This window comes from Pelomonas dachongensis (assembly GCF_043555865.1).
Taxonomy (GTDB): domain Bacteria; phylum Pseudomonadota; class Gammaproteobacteria; order Burkholderiales; family Burkholderiaceae_C; genus Pelomonas; species Pelomonas dachongensis.
In genome coordinates, this window is record NZ_JBIGHY010000005.1 from 207,111 (window position 1) to 232,297 (window position 25,187).

The 25,187-nt window shown below is 68.4% G+C and carries 20 protein-coding genes; 13 read left to right on the top strand and 7 right to left on the bottom strand.

Annotated features, from left to right (window positions below):
- Positions 1-68: 68 nt before the first annotated feature.
- Positions 69-1,049, top strand: a complete 981-nt coding sequence (locus ACG02S_RS15210; RefSeq protein WP_394471314.1) for an aldo/keto reductase — start codon at positions 69-71, stop codon at positions 1,047-1,049.
- Between the two features lie 150 nt (positions 1,050-1,199).
- Here the strand turns inward: ACG02S_RS15210 and ACG02S_RS15215 are convergent, their stop codons facing one another.
- Entirely contained in the window at positions 1,200-1,844 is a 645-nt protein-coding gene (locus ACG02S_RS15215) for a PEP-CTERM sorting domain-containing protein (protein WP_394471315.1), read from the bottom strand.
- A 307-nt stretch (positions 1,845-2,151) separates the two neighbouring features.
- On the opposite strand from ACG02S_RS15215, the gene ACG02S_RS15220 reads away from it, so the two are divergent.
- The 10 genes from ACG02S_RS15220 to ACG02S_RS15265 all read left to right on the top strand — a co-directional run bounded on the left by ACG02S_RS15220 (position 2,152) and on the right by ACG02S_RS15265 (position 17,030).
- The gene (locus ACG02S_RS15220; RefSeq protein WP_394471316.1) at positions 2,152-3,360 is read left to right on the top strand and encodes a DNA polymerase Y family protein; all 1,209 of its coding nucleotides are present in this window, start codon (positions 2,152-2,154) and stop codon (positions 3,358-3,360) included.
- A complete protein-coding gene (locus ACG02S_RS15225; protein WP_394471317.1) occupies positions 3,360-5,687 on the top strand; it encodes an ATP-dependent DNA helicase in 2,328 nt (775 codons plus the stop codon). Before ACG02S_RS15220 ends, ACG02S_RS15225 begins: the two co-directional genes overlap by 1 nt.
- 127 nt (positions 5,688-5,814) lie before the next feature.
- Positions 5,815-6,462: a CAP domain-containing protein gene (locus ACG02S_RS15230; RefSeq protein ID WP_394471318.1), complete on the top strand. Its 648-nt coding sequence runs from the start codon at positions 5,815-5,817 to the stop codon at positions 6,460-6,462.
- A gap of 102 nt (positions 6,463-6,564) precedes the next feature.
- Positions 6,565-7,506 carry a hypothetical protein gene (locus tag ACG02S_RS15235; protein WP_394471319.1) on the top strand — a complete coding sequence of 314 codons (942 nt, stop codon included), beginning with the start codon at positions 6,565-6,567 and terminating at the stop codon, positions 7,504-7,506.
- Positions 7,507-7,563: 57 nt separating this feature from the next.
- On the top strand, positions 7,564-7,941 hold the full coding sequence (locus tag ACG02S_RS15240; RefSeq protein WP_394471320.1) for a VOC family protein: 378 nt from the start codon (positions 7,564-7,566) through the stop codon (positions 7,939-7,941).
- 212 nt (positions 7,942-8,153) lie between these two features.
- On the top strand, positions 8,154-8,774 hold the full coding sequence (gene gmk / locus ACG02S_RS15245; RefSeq protein ID WP_394471321.1) for a guanylate kinase: 621 nt from the start codon (positions 8,154-8,156) through the stop codon (positions 8,772-8,774).
- Positions 8,775-8,808: 34 nt separating this feature from the next.
- Entirely contained in the window at positions 8,809-9,012 is a 204-nt protein-coding gene (rpoZ, locus tag ACG02S_RS15250; protein WP_394471322.1) for a DNA-directed RNA polymerase subunit omega, read from the top strand.
- A 77-nt stretch (positions 9,013-9,089) separates the two neighbouring features.
- On the top strand, positions 9,090-11,357 hold the full coding sequence (locus ACG02S_RS15255) for a RelA/SpoT family protein (protein WP_394471323.1): 2,268 nt from the start codon (positions 9,090-9,092) through the stop codon (positions 11,355-11,357).
- Positions 11,358-11,725: 368 nt separating this feature from the next.
- Complete coding sequence (locus ACG02S_RS15260) at positions 11,726-15,502, top strand: TonB-dependent receptor (protein ID WP_394471324.1); 3,777 nt, start codon at positions 11,726-11,728, stop codon at positions 15,500-15,502.
- 13 nt (positions 15,503-15,515) lie between these two features.
- A complete protein-coding gene (locus tag ACG02S_RS15265) occupies positions 15,516-17,030 on the top strand; it encodes a tetratricopeptide repeat protein (protein WP_394471325.1) in 1,515 nt (504 codons plus the stop codon).
- Positions 17,031-17,065: 35 nt separating this feature from the next.
- On the opposite strand, the gene greB is transcribed toward ACG02S_RS15265, so the two are convergent.
- Both greB and ACG02S_RS15275 read right to left on the bottom strand, forming a co-directional pair.
- The gene (gene greB / locus ACG02S_RS15270; RefSeq protein WP_394471326.1) at positions 17,066-17,632 is read right to left on the bottom strand and encodes a transcription elongation factor GreB; all 567 of its coding nucleotides are present in this window, start codon (positions 17,630-17,632) and stop codon (positions 17,066-17,068) included.
- Positions 17,633-17,663: 31 nt separating this feature from the next.
- A complete protein-coding gene (locus ACG02S_RS15275) occupies positions 17,664-18,734 on the bottom strand; it encodes an outer membrane lipoprotein (protein WP_394471327.1) in 1,071 nt (356 codons plus the stop codon).
- Between the two features lie 116 nt (positions 18,735-18,850).
- Here ACG02S_RS15275 and ACG02S_RS15280 point away from each other — a divergent pair, with 116 nt between their 5' ends.
- Positions 18,851-19,642, top strand: a complete 792-nt coding sequence (locus ACG02S_RS15280) for an alpha/beta fold hydrolase (protein WP_394471328.1) — start codon at positions 18,851-18,853, stop codon at positions 19,640-19,642.
- A gap of 48 nt (positions 19,643-19,690) precedes the next feature.
- On the opposite strand, the gene ACG02S_RS15285 is transcribed toward ACG02S_RS15280, so the two are convergent.
- The 4 genes from ACG02S_RS15285 to ACG02S_RS15300 form a co-directional block, all read right to left on the bottom strand.
- Positions 19,691-20,857 (bottom strand): hypothetical protein, encoded by a 1,167-nt coding sequence (locus tag ACG02S_RS15285; protein ID WP_394471329.1) that lies wholly within the window; start codon positions 20,855-20,857, stop codon positions 19,691-19,693.
- Positions 20,858-20,877: 20 nt separating this feature from the next.
- Positions 20,878-21,666 (bottom strand): hypothetical protein, encoded by a 789-nt coding sequence (locus ACG02S_RS15290; RefSeq protein ID WP_394471330.1) that lies wholly within the window; start codon positions 21,664-21,666, stop codon positions 20,878-20,880.
- A gap of 116 nt (positions 21,667-21,782) precedes the next feature.
- Complete coding sequence (locus ACG02S_RS15295) at positions 21,783-22,601, bottom strand: LytR/AlgR family response regulator transcription factor (protein WP_394471331.1); 819 nt, start codon at positions 22,599-22,601, stop codon at positions 21,783-21,785.
- Positions 22,598-23,713, bottom strand: coding sequence for a sensor histidine kinase (locus ACG02S_RS15300; protein WP_394471332.1), 1,116 nt, complete (start codon positions 23,711-23,713; stop codon positions 22,598-22,600). The genes ACG02S_RS15295 and ACG02S_RS15300 overlap by 4 nt, the downstream gene beginning before the upstream one ends.
- 69 nt (positions 23,714-23,782) lie before the next feature.
- Here ACG02S_RS15300 and argH point away from each other — a divergent pair, with 69 nt between their 5' ends.
- The gene (gene argH, locus ACG02S_RS15305; protein WP_394471333.1) at positions 23,783-25,183 is read left to right on the top strand and encodes an argininosuccinate lyase; all 1,401 of its coding nucleotides are present in this window, start codon (positions 23,783-23,785) and stop codon (positions 25,181-25,183) included.
- Positions 25,184-25,187: the final 4 nt, after the last annotated feature.

The following is a 25,187-nucleotide window of genomic DNA, read 5'->3' on the forward strand; positions in this document are numbered from 1 at the left end:
TTCTTGTTCTCGCTACCATTTGATGACCGCGCGCCCTGCCGGCGCGTGGTTTTCTTTTGGGACCGCACATGATCTACCGCCCCCTCGGCCGCACCGGCTGGAACGTCTCTGCAATCGGCTTCGGCGCCTGGGCCATTGGCGGCACCTGGGGTGACACCGACGACGCGGCCGCCATGGCCGCGCTGCACCGCGCGCTGGACCGCGGCGTGAACTTCTTCGACACGGCCGACGTCTACGGCGACGGCCACAGCGAACGCCTGCTGGCGCGGCTGCGCAAGGAGCGACCGGGCGACAAGTTCCACGTCGCCACCAAGGCCGGCCGCCGCCTGAACCCGCACGTCGCCGACGGCTACCGCGACCTGCGCCCCTTCATCGAGCGCAGCCTGCAGAACCTCGACACCGACGCCATCGAGCTGCTGCAGCTGCACTGCCCGCCCAGCGCCGTTTACACGATGCCCGAGGTGTTCGGCGCGCTGGACGACCTGGTGAAGGCCGGCAAGCTGCGCCATTACGGCGTCAGCGTCGAGCGCATCGACGAGGCCCTGGCCGCGATCAAGTTCCCTGGCGTTCAGTCCGTGCAGATCATCTTCAACCTGTTCCGGCAGCGGCCGTCCGAGGTGTTCCTGCCCGCCGCGCAGGCGGCGCAGGTAGGCGTGCTGGCCCGGTTGCCGCTGTCCAGCGGCATGCTCAGCGGCAAGTTCACGCGTGACAGCAAATTCGCTGCCGACGACCACCGCGGCTTCAACCGCCAGGGCGCCGCGTTCGACAAGGGCGAGACCTTCTCGGGCGTCGACTACGAGCAGGGCCTGGCCGCCGTGGAAGAACTGCGGGCGCTGCTGCCGGAGGGCGTGAGCATGGCCAAGCTGGCGCTGCGCTGGATCTTGATGAACGAGGCTGTCACGACGGCCATCCCGGGCGGCCGCGCGCCCGCGCAGGTGGACGAGAACGTCAGCGCCGCCGACCTGGCCGCCCTGCCCTCACCGCTGATGAACGCGCTGGCCGACGTGTATCAGCGCCGCATCGCGCCGCAGGTTCACGCGCTCTGGTGAGCGTCAATCGCCGCGCTGTGCGGCGGTGAAAACCGCGTCACGACGCCGCCTTTCGCCGCCCCGTCTCGTCCAGCACGCCGCACGCAAACGCCGCAGAGCGCCCACGAAAAAGCGGCCCGAAGTCCGCTTGTCGGCGATGCCTCGGGGCGATCAGGCTTTGCGGCGGCGACCGGCGGCAGCCAGGCCCGCGATGGCCACGCCCACCAGCGCCAGCGAGGCCGGCTCCGGCACGTTGACGGCGACGATGATGTCGGTGGACGCCAGGCGCGCGCCGGTCGCGTCCCGCACGTGCAGACGGAAGTCCGTGGCCGTGGTCACGAAGGGATTGACGTCGTAGCCCAGCATCGTGTTCAGGAACGCCATCTCCATGTTCAACGACTCGGCGTAGCGCGTGGCAGGTGCGCCGCCGGCCAGCAGGTCGAGATCGACGTACTGCACGCTGGCCGTGGGATCGATGTCGACGCCCAGGAAGACCTTGCAGCCATTGCAGACGCTGATGTCGTAGACGAGGTCGAAGCTCCAGTTCGCCCGCGTGGGATTCGACAGGCCCGACTCGCCGTAGTACGTCCGCACGCCGTCGTTGGGCATGGTCACACCGGAGATATAAGGGTGAGCGCCCATCGCCACCTTCACCCCGCCTGCGGAGTCCGTCGTGAACTGCACGCCTTCCAGCCCCTTGCTGCCCAGCGGCGGCCAGCCGTCGGCCGTGGTCAGCACCGTCAAGCCTGCCTGAGAGGCCATCGGCGTCATCAACGCACCCGCAATGGCCACCAAGGCCAGCAACTTCCTGATCACTTGTGTCTCCAGTGTTGTCTGACTGCGCGGCTTTCGGCGTGGGCGCTTTGAACAGTGCCAGCCTTGTGAGCACGAGCCAGGCCAGGCCGTGGTCAGCCCCAGCAGGACAACCATCCCTGATACCCGCGACACGCACCCCACGTTCGCAGGTGCAAGAAACCACGACACCACGGAAACCCTGCCTACCCATGGCGCGTGCAGCATCCGCCTCCCAGCCGGCCCATCTCCATCGTCAGAAGTGACACCTGAGCTGCGCGCTTCTGCTGCCTGCCCCTGTCAGCACCGCCGCCAGACAATGCCGCTCACCATGCTGCAGCCTCCCCGCTGGATCGCCCACCTCGACATGGACGCCTTCTACGCGTCCGTCGAGCTGTTGCGCTATCCGCAGCTCAAGGGCCAGGCGGTCGTCATCGGCGGGCGACGGGCCGACGCGCCACAGCAGCTCGCGGACGGCAGCTGGACGTACGCCCGGCTGCGCGACTACACCGGCCGGGGCGTCGTCACGACCAGCACCTACGCTGCCCGCGATCTCGGCGTGTTCTCGGCCATGGGGTTGATGAAGGCCGCGCTGCGTGCGCCCGACGCCATCCTGTTGCCGGCCGACTTCGACAGCTACCGCAAATACTCCCGGCTGTTCAAGGCCGCGGTGGCCGAGGTGGCGCCCGTCATCGAGGACCGCGGCATTGACGAGATCTACATCGACCTCACCGACGTGCCCGGCGTGCGCGACGCGGTGGGCCACGACCCGCTCGGTGGCGTGAAGGCCGTGGCGCGCGAGATCAAGAACTCGGTGGGCCGCGCGACGGGGCTGACCTGCTCCATCGGCGTCACGCCCAACAAGCTGCTCAGCAAGATCGCCAGCGAGCTGGACAAGCCCGATGGCATCAGTGTGCTGACGCTGGACGATATTCCCACCCGCGTGTGGCCACTGGCCGTGCGCAAGATCAACGGCATCGGGCCCAAGGCCGGCGACAAGCTCGTGAAGCTGGGGCTTGAAACCGTGGGCGACATCGCCGCGGCCGACCCGCGCTGGCTCATCGAGCAGTTCGGAGACAGCTATGGCCACTGGCTGTACAACGCCTCGCACGGCCGCGACAACCGCCCCGTCGTCACCTTCAGCGAGCCGGTGTCCATCAGCCGCGAGACCACCTTCGAGCGCGACCTGAGCGCCCGGCACGACCGCGCGCTGCTGGGCCAGATCATGGACGACCTCTGCCAGCGGCTGGCCGACGATCTGGCGCGCAAACGCTACGCGGGCAAGACCGTGGGCATCAAGCTGCGCTTCGAAGGTTTCGTGACCGTCACGCGCGACCAGACCGTCAAGGCTGCCATCAGCAGCGCCGCCGACATCCGCCACGCGGTGGGCCTGTGCCTGAAGCGCGTCAAGTTCGACAAGCGGCTGCGGCTGATGGGCGTGCGCATCGGCAACCTGGTCCATGCCAGCGAGGTGCAGCCGGCGGCGCCCGCCCGGGAGCGCACCAGCGAGCCCGCACGCGAGAACCTGTCGTTGTTCTGATGGCCGACTGGACTTACACCGTCTCCGTCCGCAGCCTGTGCGAGTTCACGGCCAAGCAGGGCAGCCTGGACCGCCGCTTCACGCCGTCCGCCACCGCGCTGGAAGGCCAGGCCATGCAGCTGGCCGTGCTGGCGCGCCGCTCGCCGGGCTACGAGATCGAGCTGCCGCTGGAGGGCCAGCACGGCAACCTGCGCGTGCGCGGACGCGCCGATGGCTACGAGGCCGATGTCAACCGGCTGGAGGAGATCAAGACCATCCGCGGCCCGGTGGACCTGATCCCCGAGAACCGCCGCGCGCTGCACTGGGCGCAGCTGGAAACTTATGGCGCACTGATCGCCGCCGACCGCGGCCTGGACGAGCTGGAGCTGGCGCTCGTCTACGTGGACGCCGACACCCAGCATGAGACCGTGCTGCGCGACAAGCTCACCGCCGCCGCGCTGCGGGCGGCTTTCGAGGCGCGCTGCCGTGCCTTCGAGGCCTGGGCCGCGCAGGAGGCTGCACACCGCCAGGCGCGCAATACGAGCTTGGCCGCCCTGCCGTTCCCTAAGGGCGAGCTGCGCCCCGGCCAGCGCCTGCTCGCCGAGGCCGTCTACAAAGTGGCCGCCCACGGCCGCCACCTGCTGGCGCAGGCGCCCACTGGCATCGGCAAGACGCTGGGCACGCTGTACCCGCTGCTGCGCGCGATGCCGCTGCAGCAACTGGACAAGATCGGCTACATGACCTGCAAGGGCACCGGCCGCTTCATGGCGATGGAGGCCTTGCAAGCGCTGCGCGAGGCCGTGCCGGGGAAGCACCTGCGCGTGCTGACGCTGGTGGCGAAGGAGCAGGCCTGCGAGCACCCGGACAAGGCCTGCCACGGCGAAGCCTGCCCGCTGGCACACGGCTTCTACGACCGCCTGGCCCAAGCCCGCGCCGAAGCCGTGCAGGCGCAGTGGCTGGACGCACCGTCGCAGCGCCGCATCGCGCTGACGCACGGCATCTGCCCGTACTACCTGGGCCAGGAGCTGCTGCGCTGGGCCGATGTCGTCGTGGGCGACGTGCACCATGCCTTCGATCCCTACGGCCAGCTGTACGGCTTGGCGCAGTCGCAGGGATGGAAGCTCGCGCTACTGGTGGACGAGGCGCACAACCTCATCGACCGGGCGCGCGACATGTATAGCGCCGCGCTGAGCCTGGCCCGCGTGCGCGAGGCGGTCGCCGCCGCGCCCAAGGTGCTGCAGCCACCGCTGCGCCGCCTGGCCGGCGAGCTGGCTCGCCTCGGCCGCGAGCAGGTGGAGGACTACCAGCCGCTGACCGAGGTGCCCGAGCCGCTGGCCGAGGCGCTGCAGCGCGTCAACGTCGTGCTCGGCGAGCATGTGCAGAACCACCCGCTGGAAGTGGGCGCAATGCTGGAGTTCTACTTCGAGGTGCTGGGGCTGCAGAAGCTGCTGCACCGCCTGGACTTGCATTCGCTGTGCGACCTGCAGCGCACCGCCGGTCGCGTCGCCGTGCAGGACGCGCCGCTGAACCTGTCGCTGCTGGAACCGGATGAGGACAGCGAACCCATCGACACCGGCGACGTGCGCGACGTGCTGCTGTCGGTGCGCAACATCGTGCCGGGCCACTTCCTGAAGGAGCGCTTCGAGGGGTTCAGCAGCGTCACGCTGTTCTCGGCCACCCTGGGCCCGCCCGACTACCCACGCGACCTGCTGGGGCTGCCCGACGACACCGCCTGGATCGACGTGCCCGCCCCCTTCCCGCCCGAGCATCTGACCGTACGGGTGGCCAACCTGTCCACGCGCTACGAGCACCGCGATGCGTCGCTGGACGCGCTGGTAGCCGTGCTTGCCACGCAATACGCCCAGCACCCCGGCAACTACCTCGCGTTCTTCAGCAGCTTCGACTACCTCGACAAGGCCGCCGCGCGGCTGGCGCTGCGCCACCCGGAGCTGCCGCAATGGAGCCAGTCGCGAAGCATGGGCGACGCTGCGCGCCGCGCCTTCCTGGAACGCTTCGTCGAAGGCGGCCGCGGCATCGGCTTCGCGGTGCTGGGCGGCGCGTTCGCGGAAGGCGTGGACCTGCCCGGCACGCGACTCATCGGCGCCTTCATCGCCTCGCTAGGCCTGCCGCCCGTGTCGCCGGTGCAGGACCAGGTGCGGGAGCGGCTGGACGCGATGTTCGGCGTCGATCACGGCTATGCCGACCTCGTGCCGGGCCTGCAGAAGGTCGTGCAGGCGGCCGGCCGGGTCCTTCGCTCTGTGGATGACAAGGGCTGGGTCTGGCTGCTGGACCAACGCTACCGCCGCCCCGAGGTCCGCGCGCTGCTGCCGGTATGGTGGCAGGTCTGAGCGCCGTGAGACAAATGTCGCGCCGCCCGCCGTTCGTTTCCGGCAGGTGTATCGGGACGTTGCTGACCCGCTGCCGCCGCAGCAACCTGTAACTGGTCGCAGGTCGCCGCGTGCCACCCTGGCGGCCATGAGTCTCCCCGCCCTTGCCCCCTGCCCCGCGCCGCTGTCGATCGCCCTGCTCGCTGGCACACTCGCCTTGACGGGCTGCGGTGGGGGCGGCGGCGGTAGCGGCGCCGAGCCCGCGCCGCCCCCGGTGGCGGGCACCCCCGCCCCGACGCCCACGCCTCCGTCGCCCAGCCCGCCGCCGCCGGCATCAACGACCGTAGGCACGCGCCTCACCTGCAACCTGCCCAACTTCCAGGCCGAGATGCTGGAGGCCGTCAACGCGCGGCGGCGCGCTGGCGCCACCTGCGGCGCGCAAGGCAGCTTCCCTGCCGTGACCGAACTGACCTGGAATGACACGCTGACCCAGTCCGCGGCCGGGCACAGCGACGACATGGTGGCGCGCAACTTCTTCAGTCACACCGGCAGCAACGGCAGCAGCGTGGGCGACCGCGTCACCGCCGCCGGCTACACGTGGCGCAGCGTGGGCGAGAACATCGCCGCCGGCCAGTCCACCATCGCCATCGTGGTGGACGGCTGGATGAAGAGCGACGGCCACTGCGCCAACCTGATGAACGCGAACTACCGCCACATCGGCGTCGCCTGCGTGGCCGGCAACGCCAACACGACCTACCGGACGTACTGGACGCAGAACTTCGGGGCCCCGCGCTGACGCCGCGCCCGGCAGCCGTGTGAAACGTCACGGCCGCCGCCAGCGCGCGGGCGGCGCGTCCGGGCCGTCGCGGATGATCTCGGGACCTGTCCCGGAGAAGCCATGCGCCTCACGCCTGCAACGGCCGCTCTGCTGGCCGCCCTGTCGTTCGCCCTGCCCGCTGCCCGCGCCGGCGTCAACGACATCAAGCCCTCGCCCATCCTGAACCTGAACGCCGGGGTGTCGGACGAGCTGATCGACGGCATCCGCGCGGGCCGCGTGCCCATCGAGACGCGCTTCGTCATGTTCACCGAGGAAGACCAGCTGCACCTCCCTCGCCGCATCGACCAGCGCTTCACTGCGCTGTGCGCCGCTGCCCATGGCGGGCGCGCGAAGGCCGTCAAGGCGCTGATCCAGCTCGGCGCGGACGTGAACGCACCCTGCATCCATTTCGGCTGGGTGACCAATCCGCTGCAACTGGCCTATCAGTTGCCGTCGCTGCAAGGCCGGGAGACCGAGGTCACCACCACGCTGAAGACCGCCGGCGCCCAGGTCAGCGCCGCCTGGCGCGACATGGCGGCCAACGAGCGCGCGCTCGCCGCCTACCGCGACGCCGAACGGCGCCGCCAGGCGATGGAGAACCTGCGCATGCTGGGGTCCATCGCCTATCAGGTCGTGAAGCAGGCCGGCTCGGCAGGTGGCTCACTGAATGCGCGGACCGGCGGCGAACTGCTGGTGACCGCGTCCAAGTCCGTCGCCGCCAGCTACCAGGACGAACTGGCACGCCGCCCCGACGACCCGGAGCTGCTGCGCATGCTGGCGGCGCTGCAAAGCACACCGGTGACCAAGACCGTGCATGCCTTCTTCGGCAGCGCCGCCGAAGGCCAGGCCTGGTGTGCCGGCGTTCAACCGCAGGAGATGCTCATCACTGCGTTGCAGCAGGCGGGCGCTCGGCTGCAAAACATGATCCCCTGCCGCTGCGATGCCGTGCCCCCGAGCGCCGCGAGCGCCCCGACCGGGGCCGCCGCCGTCTGCGGCATCGCCTACGCCGACGCACCGAAATAACCGCCGCCCTGCTCCGACAGGCCCTACGCTGCAGCCACGAACTCTGGAGCACCTCCCATGAAACGTGTGACCGGCCTCGGCGGCATCTTCTTCAAAGCCAAAGACCCTCAAGCCCTGGGCGAGTGGTATCGCAAGCACCTGGGGATGGATGTCAGCGAATGGGGCGGCGTCGTCTTCCAGTGGGCGGACGACAGCGCCACCGGCACGACGCTGTGGAGCCCGTTCAAGGAGAGCACGACGTACTTCGCGCCCAGCACAGCACCCTTCATGATCAATTTCCGCGTGGCTGACCTGCGCGCACTGCTAGCCGCGTTGCGCGCCGAAGGCTGCGACGTGCAGGACAAGGTGGACGATTCCGAACAGGGCAAGTTCGGCTGGGTGGTGGACCCCGAAGGCAACAAGGTCGAACTGTGGGAGCCCCCGGCGCGGCAATGAACTCCGGGCCCCCAGACGACCGCCGCAGCGGCCTGCCCTGCGCCGCACCGATGACCTGGCCATGGCGCCCACGGGCAATGCGTTGGGGCTCGTGCGTGTCGCTTCCGTGTCGCGTCGTGGCGCTGCTGAAGCCGCTGTTTTTCACGCGCAGCGGCTGAAGCCACGACCCGCAGCCCGGGAGCGTCTGCAACCCCGTCCCTAGAATCCGGGCCATGGAATATCCCGGCAATCTCTTCGTCGTCGCCGCGCCCAGCGGCGCCGGCAAATCCAGCCTGGTCAAGGCCTTGCTGGAGCTTGACGCCAAGCTGGCGGTCTCGATCTCGCACACGTCGCGCGCGCCGCGCGGGCAGGAACAGCACGGCCGCGAGTACTGGTTCGTCGACCCCGGCGAGTTCCGCGCCATGGTCGACCGCGGCGAGTTCTTCGAGTGGGCCGAGGTGCACGGCAACCTGTACGGCACGTCGCGCGCCGGCATCGAGAGCCGGCTGCAGGGCGGCGAGGACGTGGTGCTGGAGATCGACTTCCAGGGTGCCCTGCAGATCAAGCAGCTGTTCCCGTTCGCGGTGCTGATCTTCATCCTGCCGCCCAGCTGGGACGAATTGCGGCTGCGCCTGAGCCGCCGCGGCGACACGGCGCCCGAGGTCATTGCCAAGCGCATGAACAACGCGCGGGTCGAAGTGGCGCAGGCGCGGCAGTTCGATTTCGTCGTCGTCAATGCGGTGTTCGACACGGCCGTGTTCGACCTGAAATCCATCGTCCACGCGCAGCGGCTAAAATACGCGGCTCAGCGTCGCAACCGCTCAGCGGTCTTTCAGGCGCTCGATCTGCCCTGATCGCGCTCCCGACACGCTTTTCTCAAGGAACACCATGGCCCGCATCACCGTCGAAGACTGCCTGTCCAAGATCCCCAACCGCTTCCAGCTGGTGCTGGCGGCCACCTACCGCGCCCGCATGCTGAGCCAGGGCCACAGCCCGCGCATCGAGAGCAAGAACAAGCCCGGCGTGACCGCGCTGCGCGAGATCGCCGCCGGCGAAGTCGGTATCGAGATGCTGCGCAAGGTGCCGGTCTAAGCCGCCACCCGCTGAACCCGAAACGGGCGCCCTCGGGCGCCCGTTGCCTTTGCGGCTTGGGCTAAATTCGGCTCCCTATGGCCCAACGCTCCCTCACTGCCTGGTTCACGCTGCCCGGGCTGCGCGAGAAGGCTCCGCCGACGCCGGCGGAGGCTGCTTCCTTCGACGCCCTCGCCCCCAAGCTCGGTTATCTCAGCAAGGCCGAAGTCAAGCGCGTGCGCGAGGCCTACAAGTTCGCCGACGAGGCCCACCTGGGCCAGAAGCGCGCCACGGGCGAGCCCTACATCACCCACCCCATCGCCGTGGCCGGCATCTGCGCCGAATGGCGGCTGGACGCGCAGGCGCTGATGGCGGCGCTGATGCACGACGTGGTGGAAGACTGCGGCGTGTCCAAGGCCGAGCTGATCGAGAAGTTCGACGCGACGACCGCCGATCTGGTGGACGGCCTGACCAAGCTGGACAAGCTGCAGTTCTCCACCAAGGAGGAGTCGCAGGCCGAGTCCTTCCGCAAGATGCTGCTGGCGATGGCACGCGACCTGCGCGTCATCCTCATCAAGCTGGCCGACCGCCTGCACAACATGCGCACGATGGGCGCGATGGCGCCGCACAAGGCACGCCGCATCGCGCGCGAGACGTTCGACATCTACGCCCCCATCGCGCACCGCCTGGGCCTGAACCAGACCTTCCGCGAGCTGCAGGACCTGTCGTTCCAGTACTTCCACCCCTGGCGCTACGCGGCACTGACCAAGGCGGTGGCCAAGGCGCGCGGCAACCGGCGCGACCTGGTGTCGCGCATCGAGGGGGAGATCCGCGCCGCCTTCGCAAAGGCGGGCCTGCGCGTGGAGGTGCAGGGGCGCGAGAAGACGGTCTACTCCATCTACCGCAAGATGCGCGAGAAGGACCTGATGAGCTTCGCGCAGGTCAGCGACATCTTCGGCTTTCGTATCCTCACCGAGGAACCGCTGCAGTGCTACACCGCCCTGGGCGTGCTGCACCAGCTCTACAAGCCCCAGGCCGGGCGCTTCAAGGACTACATCGCCAATCCCAAGGACAACGGCTACCAGTCGCTGCACACCACGCTGATGGGGCCGCTGAGCACGCCGCTGGAGTTCCAGCTGCGCACCGAGGGCATGCACCAGATCGCCGAGCAAGGTGTGGCGGCGCACTGGATCTACAAGAGCCGCAGCAAGCAGGCGTCATCGCTGATCGCGCAGCAGGCCAACGCGCGCTGGCTGCAGAGCCTGATCGACATCCAGGACGAGACGCGCGATGCCAACGAGTTCCTGGAGCACGTCAAGATCGACCTGTTCCCGGACTCGATCTACGTCTTCACGCCCAAGTCACGCATCATGGCGCTGCCCAAGGGCGCGACGCCGGTGGACTTCGCGTATGCGATCCACTCCGACGTCGGCGACCACTGCGTGGCCGCGCAGGTCAACGGCGAGGCCGTGCCGCTGCGCGCCGAGCTGAAAAGCGGCGATATCGTCGAGATCATCACCGCCCCAGGCGCCAGCCCCAATCCGGCGTGGCTGAGCTTCGTGCGCACCGGCCGCGCGCGCTCCAAGATCCGCCATTTCCTGAAGGACCTGGAGCAGGAGGAGTCGCGCGAGCTGGGCGAGAAGATGCTGGCCCAGGCCATGCGAGTGGAAGGTCTCGGCCTGCCCAGCCTGGAGCTGGACGACCCGGCGGCGCCGATCTGGCACGAACTGGCCACCTGGGCCGGCAGCGCCGGCACAGAACAGCTGCTGATGGACATCGGCGCGGGCCGCAAGATCGCGGCCATCATCGCCAAGAGGCTGGCGCGGTTGATGGCCGAGCAGGGCCAGAAACCCGACGCGTTGGCGCTGACGCTGGGCCGCTTCACCGAGGCGCCCATCAACGAGTCCAGCATCACCATCGACGGCAGCGAGGGTGCCTCGGTGCAACTGGCCACCTGCTGTCGGCCGATCCCGGGCGACGAGGTGCGCGGCTATCTCGGCCGCGGCGAAGGCCTCGTCGTGCACACCTGCGACTGCCAGGTCGGCAAGCGACTGTTCCAGCGCGACAGCGAGCACTGGATCCGCGTCGAATGGTCCGAGGAACCGACCCGCAGCTTCGAGGCGGGCATCACGCTGCTGCTCGCCAACGGCAAGGGCGTGCTGGCCCAGGTGGCCCAGGCCGTGGCCCAGGGCGGCGCGGACATCACCCACATTGCGATGGGCGACGACGCGCCGTTATCGGACACGACCGAGACGGCCGAGATGAACCTGCTCATCGCCGTGCGCGACCGGCTGCACCTGGCCGACGTGCTGCGCGTGCTGCGCCGCACGCCGGCCGTGCAGCGAGTGGCCCGCGCCAAGCCCTGAAGACCCGCCGGCTCGGGGATTGCCCTTAGGCGCGGCGCGCTGAGTCAAGCCCCAGAAACGCACTGAACCTGCGCGTAACTGTTGCTCTCACGCAAAGGCTCAATCACGGCCGTGAGTGTTTCTGTTTGCCTTCGCGGGTTAACCATTGTTTCTGAGCCCGGTATTCCGGCGTGGCATAGAGAAACGGAAAAAACGTATTTCTCGCGTTGTAACCGGCTGCGTAACGTGCGCTCCACGCCAGCGGTGAAGTGACTCAAAACGCTCTCCGCCGCACAGGCAAGCCGTCCCGCCACAGCGGGGTCAGGCTGCCTGACAAGGCCACCCTTGACTACAACATTGCCGGCATCCGACCGGCAGCGGAGACCCCCGTGACCCAATCCAGCCCCTTCGCACCGCGCCGCGACCGTGTCGGCGCCGCCGTTTCCCTGGCCCTGGCCCTGATGGCCCATGAGGCCGCCCTGGCCCAGACGGCCGCCGCGCCTGCTGCTGCTGCCTCCGCGCCGGCCGCCGCCGCCTCCACGCCCGCCGCCAAGGCCAAGACGCCCGTAAACGAACTGGAAACCGTGCTGGTCGTCGGTACGCGCCAGTCGCAGCGCTCGGCCATCAACCGCAAGAAGCACGCCGACACGCACCAGGACTCCATCGTCGCTGAAGACGTGGGCGCTTTCCCGGACAACAACATCGGCGAGGCCATCTCGCGCATCGCCGGCGTGGCCATCGAACGCGGTCTGTACGGCGAAGGCACCAGCGTCACCATCCGCGGCAACGGCCCGGAAAGCACACGCGTCGAAATGGACGGCCTGGGTGTGTCCTCGGGCGCCGGGACCGACCTGCTGGGCGGCGGCGATGGCCGCGGCACGGAGTTCCGCGAGTTGCCCGCCGAGCTGATCAAGAGCGTGGATATCGTCAAAGGCGCCACGGCAGCCATGACCACGGGCTCCCTGGGCGCCAGCGTCCTCATCGAGACCCGCACCGGCCTGGACTTCAAGAAGCCCTTCTACCTGCTCAAGCTGAGCGCCAGCCAGAGCGATCTGGCCAAGAAGACCAAGCCCAACGCCCACCTGACCTTCGCGGACAAGTTCCTCGGTGGCAACCTGGGCGTGCTGGCCAATCTCAACTACACGCGCAATTTCCGCGAGAACCATTCCATCAACCAGGGCGGCAGCAACGCCACGCAAGGCCTGGCCCGGTACGCGGACTTCGACAATTCGCCCGAGAAGACCTTCAGTTTCGTCAACAGCGCGCGCGCGCTGGATCCCAGCGTGGCGGACGTCCCGGTCGGCCAGTGGGCCACCACCACCGGCACGTGGATGTCGGCCACACCACGCCAGATCCTTGACAAGTCGGGTGCGGCGCAATCCAAGGCCGATTGCTTCACCGCGTTCCCAACGCTCTCCAGTGCCGACGTCGCCAGCATCACGACCAATGCCAATCGCACGGCCGCCCAGGGAGCCCGGCTCAATGAGCAGCTGAGCTGTCTGAACCAGTGGAACGACTACACGCCGGTCAACGCGAACGGGCTGCGCTACAACCTGCGGCGCAATGACGACAAGCGTAACGGCGGCGACCTCCGCCTGGACTGGAAGGTGAACGACAAGCTGTCCGTCTACGGCAAGTGGGCCAAGAGCTCACGCCACGTGGAGGATCTGGTCGCCTTCATCGCACCAGGCGCATCCCCGACGTTCAACGGCACCTTCACGGACAACCTGACCACCAACACCCGCACGTTGACGCCCGGCGCCTCGGGCTCCACGCTGCCCGGTACTTACACGTGGCGCGCCAACAACGCGCCGCTGATCCAGGGCACGACCACCACCATCCTGCCGGGCTACACGGTGGACAGCAGCCACCACGTGACGAGCTACACGACGGATGGCAACTCCCTGGGCACCGACACCATCGCCTCGAAGATCGACACCACGAGCAAAACCCTGCAGTTTGGTGGCGAGTACCGTGATGGCCGACTGCAAGTGAAGTTCATGGCGGCGCGCAACGACTCCACCGGACAGCGCCAGGATCGCCGAGCCGGGTTTGCTTCTTACTACGGACTCGCCTACGCCGAACTGGGAGGCAATGGCCTGTGGAGCGTGAGCCGCCCTGACGGCGGCGCGCTGGATCAGTTCAGCAACATGGACGGTTACGCAGTGCTGGGCGCACCGACCGCCAGCACCGCCGTGGCCGCCAACGCCTTGAACCCCGTGGCCACGCCGGCATACACAGCAGCCCAGCGCGCCCAATACACCAGCGCCTCGGTGCTCCAGGTAGCCCGCGCGTTCTTGAATGAGAACCGCGAGACCAACCTCAAGGTCGACGTGAACTACGACCTGACGGACAAAGTTCCGTTCTTGACGAAACTGAGCACAGGCTTGCAGGGCATCCAGAACGATGCGATCCGCTACAGCGGCAATGGCCCGGAGATCAAGGCGCCCGTCGGCACCTTCGGGCAGGCAGGGTTTGTGCCTGGCGTGTACCTGCCGGCGGTGAATACTCGGTGGAACCTGGTGGGTTGCCAAGACACGGCCGGATCGCTGGCAGCAGGCGGCCAGAAGTGCGACTACGGCGTCAAACAGGGCACGATGATCAACGCCTATCCCGGCAACGGGGTGGCCGGCACGACCACGGTGACGCCAGACCAGCTCAAGCAGATCGTGACGCAGACCATGGTCGTCCCGCCGTCAGGCCAGTACTACGGCGGCTCCAAGGATCGCCCGGCCAACCTGTTCAATGGCTTCAACACCATCGATGTCTACAACCTGTTTGACATCGCAGGCTTCAATGTGCCGGACTGCTACAAGGGCTGCATCGCCAGTGACGGCAACTACTACGACGCGCCCAAGAGCTCCTTCCAGGACAAGAAGGTGCATGCTTACCTGATGACCAACTTCGAGGTCGACAGGTTGCCGTTCACTGACAGACCACTGCCGTTCGGCATGGAGCTTGCGGGCAACGTCGGTGCGCGCGTCGTGCGCACCACCATGAGCTCTACCGGCTTCCTCGTTTTCCGGTCCATCCAGAAGACTGCCAACTGGGTGCCGGGCAATGGCGACACCCAGAACGTCCAAGTTGCCCAGGTTTCCCAGAACGTCGACTTCAAGGGCACCCGGACTGATATCAGCCCGAGCGTGAACCTGGCGCTGTGGCCCGTGGCCGACAAGCTGGTAACCCGTTTCTCCTGGTCCAAGAATATTGGCACGTTGCCGCTGAGCCGGGTCTCGACGACGGGCGACGGTGGCGTCGCCGTCACCTGCACCAACAGCGAGATCGTTGATGATCTTGACGCAGAGGAGGACGGCACGCCAGCCGACCAGGGCTGCAACCGGACTTTCGGCAACCCGGCTTTGAAGCCGCAGACCACGATCAACAAGAATCTGTCGCTGGAGTGGTACGTCAACCGCGAAACCCTGGTGTCGATTGGGGTCTTCCAGCAACGCGACGTCGTGGGCGCTCCCAACTTCCGCGCTGCACTCGGCGATGTTCGCGTTTTCGCCAACAGCAATCTTGTGGATCCGCTGACGGGTGAGTCGCTGGCCAACAAGGAGTTCAACATCGGCATGTGGACCAACAATCCGCTGACCGGTAAACGACGTGGCCTGGAGTTCAGCGGCAAGACGGCCTTCACCTTCCTGCCCTCCGTGCTGCGCTACACCGGCATGGATGCCAACTACACCCAGCTGCGCAACGCAGGCGGCACGCCGATGATCGACCAGATCAGCGGCGAGACCCTGCCCTTGATCAACCAGCCCAAGTACTCGTTCAACACCTCGCTGTGGTACGACGACGGAGCCCTGCAGTTCCGCATCGCTCAACAGGTGGTGGCCAAGCGCTTGTTCAATTTCACGCCAGGGGCCAACAGCAACTCCATCGGCGTCAATAACTTCCCGGGTGTGGGGATTGCGAACTGGCGCCTGCCCTACAACCCCGGTGCGCCAGTCTTTTCCAGGCGCACGGCGTTCATCGATGCCAAGGTGTCCTACCGCTTCAAGAACGGGCTGGAGCTGGCTGCTGAAGCGCGCAACCTCACCGGCGAGCGCAACCAGTCCTACACGGGCGGCTACCAGAACTACACAAGTGGGCCGAGCATCAACGACGACGGCTACTACGGTCGCATCTACCAGGTCACCGCGACCTATCGCAGCCCACGCTGATCAGCCAGACGCCATGTCACAAGCCGTCCGTCCCAACTTCAAGCTGAGCCGGACGGCTTTTTCCGTCCTGGCTGTGTGTACAACGCTGCTGGCGCTGCCTTCGCATGCGCAGCAGACTGCCGCCGGCGCCCCCGCCCCCACACCCGCAGCCCAGGCCAATCTGCTGGAAGCCGTCAAAGTCACTGGCAAGCGCGACCGCACCGCCGATCCCAGCGCCATCATCGCGGCCAAGAGCAAGGTGCTGTCCCGCAACTACGCCTCCTCATGCGGGTTCATGAGCGGCTATGTGCCGGAAGAAGACGAAGCCACGCTGGCCTACCTGCGCCACTTCGGTTCTTTGGACACGGATCTCGACGACCTGTCGCCCGACGGCAGTGCCAAAACCCCGTCAAGCGCTGAGTCGACAGACATTGCGCCCGGGATACCGACGTCGCCCTCGGTGGCCTGCGCGGGCTCGGACATTCGTTTTGCGGCGGGCCGCAACTGGATTGCCCGAAAGGACAAGTCACTGCAACAGGCCTTTGATGCCTATGCGGCCGGCAACTACGTCGAGGCTCGCACCCGTTTCGAGGAAGGGTGGAAGAAGCTTGGCTATGAAGAGGCCGCCATGATGCTGGGCCGCCTGCACCTGCTCGGGCTGGGCACGCCGGCCAGCACGCCCAAGGCTGTCGAGTGGCTCAACGAGGTCATCGAGGCACGCTACAACCCGGTCAATGACCGGCTGCGCTACGACCCCAAGACGCCCGACCAGATCAACACCCGCATCGAGGCCACATTGCTGCTGGCCCGCGTCTACCTGAGCGGTGAAGGCACCCAGCGCAACCCCCAGGAAGCGCTGCGCCTGTGGCGCAAGGCGCTCGACTTCGGCTTCGAGCCCGCCAACACGCTCATTGGCCAGGCCTACGTGAGCGGTGTGGGGACGGCCGCAGACGGCCGCAAGGCCATCGAGGCGCTCACTGCATCCGCTGCCGCCGGCCACGTGCCAGCGATGCTTCTGCTGGGTCAGCTCTATCAGCAGCGCGTCCCCAAGCAGCCGCCTGGCATTCCGCTGGATCTGGAGAAAGCCGGCGCCTACTACGGCGCCGCCGCGCGAGCGGGCAACGTCGAGGCCACCTATGCGGCCGCACGCATGCTAGACCTTGGCGAAGGCACCGCGAGGGCGCCGGAACAGGCACTGGCGCTCTACAAGGAAGCTGCAGTCAAGGGCCATGCCGAAGCGCAAAACGCGTTGGCCACGTTCTTCTACCAGGGCGATGTGGTGCCGCAGAACTACACGACCGCGCGTCAGCTTTTCCAGGCTGCCGCCCGCGGCAGGCAGCCGGATGCGATGTTCAACCTCGCCGTCATGCTGGCCCAGGGCCAAGGTGGTGAGAAGGACATGGCGGCGGCGTACGCGTGGTGCGCGCTGGCCAAGAGCCAGGGCCACGAGCAGGCTGCCGTCGCCCTCCCCGCCATTGCGGTCAAGCTCAGCCCTGACGACAAGGCCCGCGCCGACGCGATGCTCAAGCCTGCACCGAAGAAGTCCTGATTGCGCCCGGCGGCAGTCGCCGGGATTCACGACCGTTACCCGGCGGCACGCGCCGGGTAACGCACCTCTACTACCTCAATTTTCTCCACGCCCACCGGCGTGACCAAGTTGAGTTCGTCGCCCACCCGCGCCTTCAGCAGCGTGCGGGCCACGGGCGACACCCAGCTGACCTCGCCGGCCAGGCTGTCGGCCTCGTCGATGCCAATGATGGTCACCGTCTTCTCATCCCCACGCGCGTTGGCATACGTGACCGTCGCGCCGAAGAAGACCTGGTCCGAGCCGAAATGCACGCTGGCGTCCACCACCTCGGCGATGTCCAGCCGCTTGGTCAAAAAGCGCAGCCGCCGATCGATTTCGCGCAGCCGCTTCTTGCCGTACAGGTAGTCGCCGTTCTCCGAGCGGTCGCCGTTCTTTGCCGCCCATGACACGGTCTCCACCATCTTGGGCCGTTCCACGTCGATGAGCTGCATGAACTCGGCACGCAACCGCGCATGGCCGGCCGGCGTCATGTAGTTGCGTGCCCCTGCCGGCAGCGCAGGCAGCGACGGACCGTCGTCATCGTCGTCCGGCCCGTCGGATTCCTTCGTGAACGCCTTGCTCATGCGCGCATTGTCCGACGCGCGCCGGCCCTCATCAGCGGCGCTCCAGCGTCTCGCCGGACAGGCGTACGGGGTCGCCCACGCGCAGGTTCGGCGGCTCGGCGTAGACCACCGTGCGCTGGGTCCCGTCGTCCATGCGGACGACGACTTCATACTGCGTGCGCTGGTTGTGACGCTTCTGGATCTCGCGGCCCAGCAGCGCACCACCCACGGCACCGGCCACACCGGCCGCGGTACGGCCATCGCCCTTGCCGAACTGGCTGCCCACTACCGCGCCCAGCACGCCGCCAGCCACGGTGCCCAGCACCCTGCCGTCGCCGTCCACGACGACTTCGTTGACGGCCTGCACGGTCGCGCAATCGCGGCAGCTGTCGCGGTCAGCGCGCGCCATCAGGCGCAGACCCGCGTACGCGTCCGCCACGGTGTTGCTGGCCGTGCGGTTGCCCAGGCGCAGCTGGGCCACCAGCGGCTGGTTCGTGTCGACCCAGGCGCCCTGCGGCAGCACATACGTGCCTTGATATTCGCCCGGGCGCACCTCGTCGAGCACGATGTTGCGCGGCTGACTGCCCTGCAACCTCACCGACGCCTGGCCGCCTGGCGTGCCGTAGACCGTGTAACGCAGCGCATCCACGCGCGGGCGGCCGGCTTCGCGGGTGACCTTGACGGACTGGATCTCGGGGATGCCCGACGAGGCGGCGACCGGAGAGGGCCAGCCTGACTGCAGCGCCTCACCCAGCGTGGCCGTGGCCACGCGGTTGTCGCGGCGCAGGTTGGCGTGCACCCGCGACTCCGGCACGATGCGGTCGCCGCGGCTCACCACGTAGCTGCCCTGGTAGCGGCCGGCCGTCGTCTCGTCCAGCCGCACGGTGCGACGGCCGCCGTCGATCTGCAGCACCACGGCCGCGCCCGGCGTGCCCCACAGCGTGAAGTTCAGCTCCGCGCCTGGCTCCACCCGGTCCACCTGCTCCACGTCGAAGCCGGTCACGCGCAGTGTAGAAGTCGCAGTGGCGCGGGTCTGCGCCTGCGCGGGCTCGGCCACGAACGGCGAGCCCACCGCCAGCGCGCAGGCCAGCGCCGCGGCCGAGAATTTCATCGGGTGCTTCATGGGCAACTCCTGGATTTGACAGGCCTCAGACTAGGGGTTCGCGCACCCCCGCCGATATCGGCCCACCGCCTGCGCGGCGGTAGGTGGCCGCCTACGCGCACGGCTACAGTGCCCGCATGGCCGAAACCTCGCCCTCCACCACCTTCGTCTGCCTGCACTCCAGCGCCGCCAGCGGCAAGCAGTGGCGCCGCCTGATCGCCGACGCGACCGAGGCCGGCGAGACCTGGCAATGGCATGCGCCCGACCTCTACGGTCACGGCAGCGCCGCCGCCTGGCCGGCTGGCCGCCCCAACCGGCTGGACGTGGAAGCCGACGGCGTGCTGGCCGGGCTGCCGCTGCTCACCGATGAACCGTTCCACCTGGTGGCGCACAGCTACGGCGCGGCCACCGCACTGCAGGTCGCGCTGCTACAGCCGCAACGCGTGCAGTCGTTGACGCTTTACGAGCCGGTGGCGTTCGGCGTGCTGGGCGACGACGTGCCGGGAGCCCGGGAGGCACGCCAGGTCGCGCAGGCCGTCGTGGAAGCACTGGACCGCGGCGATCTGCAGGACGCGGCGCGCGGCTTCGTCGGCTACTGGCAGGACCGCGACATCTGGCCCGAGCTTGACGATGCGCAGCGCCAGCGCCTGGCCGAGCCCATGCCCACCGTGCGCCGCCACTTCGAGGCCTTGAATGCGGCACGCTGGACCGATGCGCAACTGGCCACGCTGCAGATGCCGGTGCAGCTGGTGTGCGGCGGCGCCACGCGCGCCAGTGCGCGGGCGGTTTCGCAAGCGTTGAGCGTCAAACTGCCACGGGTGCAGCTGGCGGTGGTTGAAGGCGCGGCCCACCTGGCCCCCATCGGCGACCCGGCCCGGGTGAATCCGCTGCTGCTGGACGGCATGCGGCGCGGCTTGAATGCGGCTTGACTACGAATTGAGCTCGGCAGGTGCCTGAGCCACCACCGGTCGCGCTCTTCAGCGGCCGGGCAAGAGCTGCAGCGCCCGCTCCAACTCCGACACATCCAGCAGTCGAGCCGGCAAGTCGGCGGCGCGCGCCAGGCTGCCGCAGTCAAGGCCTAGCAAGTGCACCGATTCATCGGTCATCTTCTGCTGCGCCTGATTCAATTGCTCGCGCGTGTAAGGTCGTTGATCGGCCGGCAAACCGACGCGGTCGGCGATGGCGAGCGCAACGCCGGCGTCCATCAGGTCTTGGGCCTGCTTGAACTGCCAGCGAACGAGACGCTCGCAGTGTGCGCGTCGGGAATCGTTCCTGACCGCCTGGGCCTTGCAATAGCGGCTCACGCCCAAGGAACTGACGTCGAACAACGCGTAGTCGCGGCCGACCACCTCGACCATCGCCATGCCCAGGCCGACCGCATCTGCGTCTGCAGCGCTGGCAGATGCCCGCCTGACGGCCGTCAACAACGGGCGGGATGAGCTGCGTCGCTGGCGCTGCAGCACCTGTTCCATCGCTTCGTGGGCGGCCACGTCGTCACCTCGGTTCACGGCATCACCCATCAGCCACAGCCACGGTGCAGCATCCTGCGGGTCCAATCGCGACCAGGCCTGCGCCGTGAGCCCGCGGCAGCTGGGTTCCGACGCCGAAGTCTCGCGCCCTCGGCAGCTCAGCAGCGCCAGCCGGTAGGCCGTGGCATCTTGGGTGCGCGCGGCAATCAGCGCCGCGCCCTCGACATCGGCCATCAACAAGCGCGCCGCCACGCGCTCGCCATCCGAACCGACCGCCATCCGCGCCGACAACTGGCTCAATACGGCGTCCTTGCGTCGTTCCAGCGCATCCATCTGCGCCTTGGCCTTCAGCATCTCGATGGGGTTCCAGCGTTTCATCTCCCGCTGGGTCACGCGCCCCAGACCGCAGACCTCCATCGGCTCATCCTCCTCGGCACGCGGCTCGCCGTTTGCTGCGCGCACAGCGGACGACGCGCCAACCGAGAGCGCTGCGCGGTCGTCAGTCGCAGGCGTCAGCCATGCGGCGGCCAGTCCCTGCGATGCAGCAGCGGCAGGCGCCGAGGCAGCGAGGGCTGCATCGGCATCGCGCTGCAGCCCGCGCCAGCCCCACCAGCCGGCCACAACCGCCAGCACCACCGCCAGCAGCGCCACCCTGCACCAGCGTCGCGTCAACATTGCGTCCTCATCGCAGCTGCTCACCGATAGCGGCGGTCCGGGTTAGGGTCGAAGTACACGCCGCTGGCCGCCAACACCTGCCACGCCCGGCGCCAGTCGTCCGAAGCAGCGAGCACGGCGCTACCGGGCGGTGTCATCAGGTCGCACAGCGCGCCGGGGCCGGGCCTGATCACCTGGCCATCGGGCAGCCTGCGCAGAGCAAGCGTCACCTCTTGCAGGCGCGGTCCCCACAGCGCCCGGCGCTCCGGCTGGAGGCGCTGCACGCCCTGCATCAGCGTCAGCGCCATCAGGCGCTCCACGGCGCCGCCGCCGCTCCACAGCAGATCGGCCACCTTCTCGCAGCGCTGCGCCCGGGTGGCGTCGTGCAGGTCGCGCGGGCAGCTGACAGCCAGCGAACGCAGGTTGAGCAGCGGCCAGCTGTCGCCCAGCACGCCGCCCGTCGAGCCGTCCACCACGGCGGCGGCCTCACGCCGGTAGTCACGCACGAGCCGCACCCGAGAGGCGATCTGGTCGAGCAGGTAGTCGCTGTCGCCCGCGGTGGTCGGCAATACCAGCCAGGCCAGCAGGTTATCGGGTTCCAGCCGCGACCACTGAGCGGCTTCGATGCTGCGGCAGCCCGGTTGCGAACAGGGCTTGTGCAGCGCCAGCACGGTCAGCAGCGGGTCGGCGGAGGCGCGGGCCCGGTCGTGCAGGCGCGCACGGGCGGCGTCGCTGTCGGGCTCGTTGGCACCAGCCAGCAGGTAGTCCGCCACTGCCAGCGCGCGGGGGTCGCGCTGCTGCTGCAGCCGGGTCACGGCTGCAGTCGTCATGGATGCAAGAGGCGCAGCACGGGCTGCGTGGTGGTGCGCACAAAGCTGCACCGTCTGTGCTTGGCTGCATGCCGTGGCCAGCGCAAGCACCAGCAGCAGCAGGCCACGCATCGGCGTCACCGCCCCAGACCCGCCAGCGCCTCGCGCACTGCGGCCACCTGGCGGCGCGATACGGCCAGCCACTCGTCCACGTGCACCACGCGCACGGCCCAGCTGTCGGCTGACTCGGCGCCCTCGCCGTCCAGGTCGCCGAAATGGGTGGGCGCGTGGCGCTCCAGCTCGCGCACCGCCCAGCGCGCCACCAGCGCGTTGCGGTGGATGCGCAGGAAGCGTTCGCCCAGGCGCTGCTCCAGCTCGGACAGCGCGCCATCCAGCACATGACTTTCGCTGGCGGTGCGCAGCGTCACGTACTTCAGCTCGGCCTTGAAGTACAGCACCTCGCTGACCGGCACGCGTCTGAGGCGGCCACGGTCCGTGAGGGTGATGAAGTCGTGCTCCGGCGCCGAAGGGGCTTCGGCAGGCACACGCGCCAGCGCGGCTGAACGCTCGGCCAGGCGCTGCGCGCTGCGCGCCAGCGCTGCCTGCAGGCGTTCGCGGCGCACCGGCTTGGTCAGGTAGTCGATCGCGTCGAGCTCGAACGCGCGCAGCGCGTGCATGGCATGCGCCGTGACGAAAACGATCATGGGCGCTGACTGTCCGGCCACGGCGCGCTGCGCCAGTCCGTCGGCCAGCTGCAGCCCGTCGGCCCCGGGCATCTGCACGTCCAGCAGCACGAGGTCGCAGGCGTGGTCGCGCAGCCAGGCCGCGGCCTGAGAGCCGGTGGCGGCTTCGGCCAGCACCTCGCAGCGGGGCTCGGCGATGGCTTCGACGAGACCGCGCAGCCGCAGCCGGGCCAGGGGTTCGTCGTCGACGATGAGGACACGCAGGACGGTCATGACGGCAGCACGATGCGCAAGGAGAAGCGAGTGTCGGTGGATTCGAGGTCGAAGCGCGCCGCGACGTCGTGCATCAGCCGCAGCCGCTGGCGGACATTGCGCAGCGCCAGCCCGTGGCCGGCGATACGCTGCGGCGCGCCGACCGTGTTGACGATGCGGATCTCCACCTCGCCGCCCCGGCGCAGCGTGCTGACCTCCAGCTCGCCGCCGTCGTCGTTGGGCTCCACGCCATGGCGCACCGCGTTCTCCACCAGCGGCTGCAGCAGCAGCGGTGGCAAACGGGCAGCGCCGGCGGCGGGGTCCAGGTGCCAGATGACCCGCAGCCGCTTGCCGAAGCGGATCTGCTCGATGGCGAGGTAACGCTTGGCCAGCTCAACCTCTTCGGCGAGCGTGACCGAGGTGCTGGAGTCCGCCAGCGCCACACGAAACAGCTCGGCCAGGTCTTCCAGCACGCCCTCGGCGCGGGCAGGGTCGATCTGCACCAGCGCGATGGCGCTGTTGAGCGTGTTGAAGAGGAAGTGCGGCCGGATGCGCGACTGCAGCTCGACCAGCTGCGCCAGTGCGTCGGCCGGTCGCTGGCTGTGCTCGCGCAGCTTCAACCAGGCCAGCAGCACCGCCGCCCCGCTGGCGCCGGCCGCGGCGATGCTGCCCCAGCGCCACACCGGCACGGGTTCGTCGCTGGTGAGGTTCAGCAGCGAGAAGCCGAGCAGCGCCGACAGGGCGCCCAGCGCCATCAGCACGCCCCACTGTAGGGGCTCAGCCAGGCGCGGCCACAGACGCTTCGCGCCGCAGACGACCAGCAGCCATGACAACGTGGCGAACATCGTCACGACGGTGCCGCTGGCCGTCAGCGTGACCCACTGGCCGGCATCGCGCGCCAGCAGCGCAGCGCCGAGCGCCAGCAGCAGCTGCACGCCCAGCACGGCGCGCATCACCAGACCCACGTGGCACACGTCGAAGGCACGCGTCGGGTCCAGCAGCGGCGGCGTGCGCAGCCCGGGCAGGTCGGGCAGGTCGGTGGCCGCGAAGGCCAGCCACTGGCTGACCTGGCGGGACTCGTGCCAGACGCTGTGGTGAGGCTCAGGGCGGCGCTTGAAGAAGGACGAAAGCATGACTGAAGCTACGTTCGATAATGCCGAGCTGCGCGCGATTGTGCGCGTCGAATCACGTCGCTCCGCTCCATGTCAGACAACCAACTCGCCAACAAGTCCCAAGCCTGGTCCGCCCTGTTCTCCGAGCCGATGAGCGATCTGGTCAAGCGCTACACGGCCAGTGTGGGCTTCGACCAGCGCCTGTGGCGGGCCGACATCGCCGGCAGCCTGGCGCATGCGGAGATGCTGTCGGCGCAAGGCATCCTCAGCGCCGAGGACCACGCCGCCATCCAGCGCGGCCTGCATGAAATAGCCGCCGAGATCGAGGCCGGCCAGTTCGACTGGAAGCTGGATCTGGAAGACGTGCACCTGAATATCGAGGCCCGCCTGACCGAGCGCGTGGGCATTGCCGGCAAGCGCCTGCACACGGGCCGCAGTCGCAACGACCAGGTCGCCACCGACGTGCGCCTGTGGCTGCGCGGTGAGATTGACGAGATCGTCACGCTGCTGACGGCGATTCAGCGCGTCTTGGTCGAGAAGGCCGCCGAGCATGCCGACGTGATCCTGCCCGGCTTCACCCATCTACAGGTCGCACAGCCGGTCAGCTTCGGCCACCACCTGCTGGCCTATGTGGAGATGTTTGCGCGGGACGCCGAGCGCATGCTGGACACCCGCAGGCGCGTCAACCGACTGCCGCTGGGCGCCGCCGCGCTGGCCGGCACCAGCTATCCACTGGACCGCGAGCGCGTCGCGAAGACGTTGGGCATGGAAGGCGTCTGCCAGAACAGCCTGGACGCCGTCAGCGACCGAGACTTCGCCATCGAGTTCACATCGGCCGCCACGCTGGTGATGCTGCACATCTCGCGGCTGTCTGAGGAGCTGATCCTGTGGATGAGCCAGAACTTCGGCTTCATCGCATTGCCCGATGCCTTCTGCACAGGCTCGTCGATCATGCCGCAGAAGAAGAACCCCGATGTGCCCGAGCTGGCGCGCGGTAAGACCGGCCGCGTGGCGGGCCACCTGATGGGCCTGGTCACGCTGATGAAGGGCCAGCCGCTGGCCTACAACAAGGACAACCAGGAAGACAAGGAACCCTTGTTCGACACGGTCGACACCTTGAAGGACACGCTGCGCATCTTTGCCGACATGCTGGCCGGCCTGACGCCCAAGCCCGAAGCGATGCGCGCTGCGGCGCTGAAGGGTCACGCCACCGCCACTGACCTGGCCGACTACCTGGTTAAGAAGGGCCTCCCGTTCCGCGACGCGCACGAGGTCGTCGCGCATGCGGTGAAGTCTGCCACCGCCCAGGGCGTGGACCTGGCCGCGCTGTCGCTGGACGCGTTGAAGGCGTTCGACGCCCGTGTGGAGGCCGACGTGTTCGACCTGCTGTCGCTGGAAGGCTCGCTGAATGCCCGCAACGTGCTGGGCGGCACCGCACCGGCGCAGGTGCGGGCGCAGGTTGAGCGCCATCGGGCTCGCCTGGCGAGCTGACAAA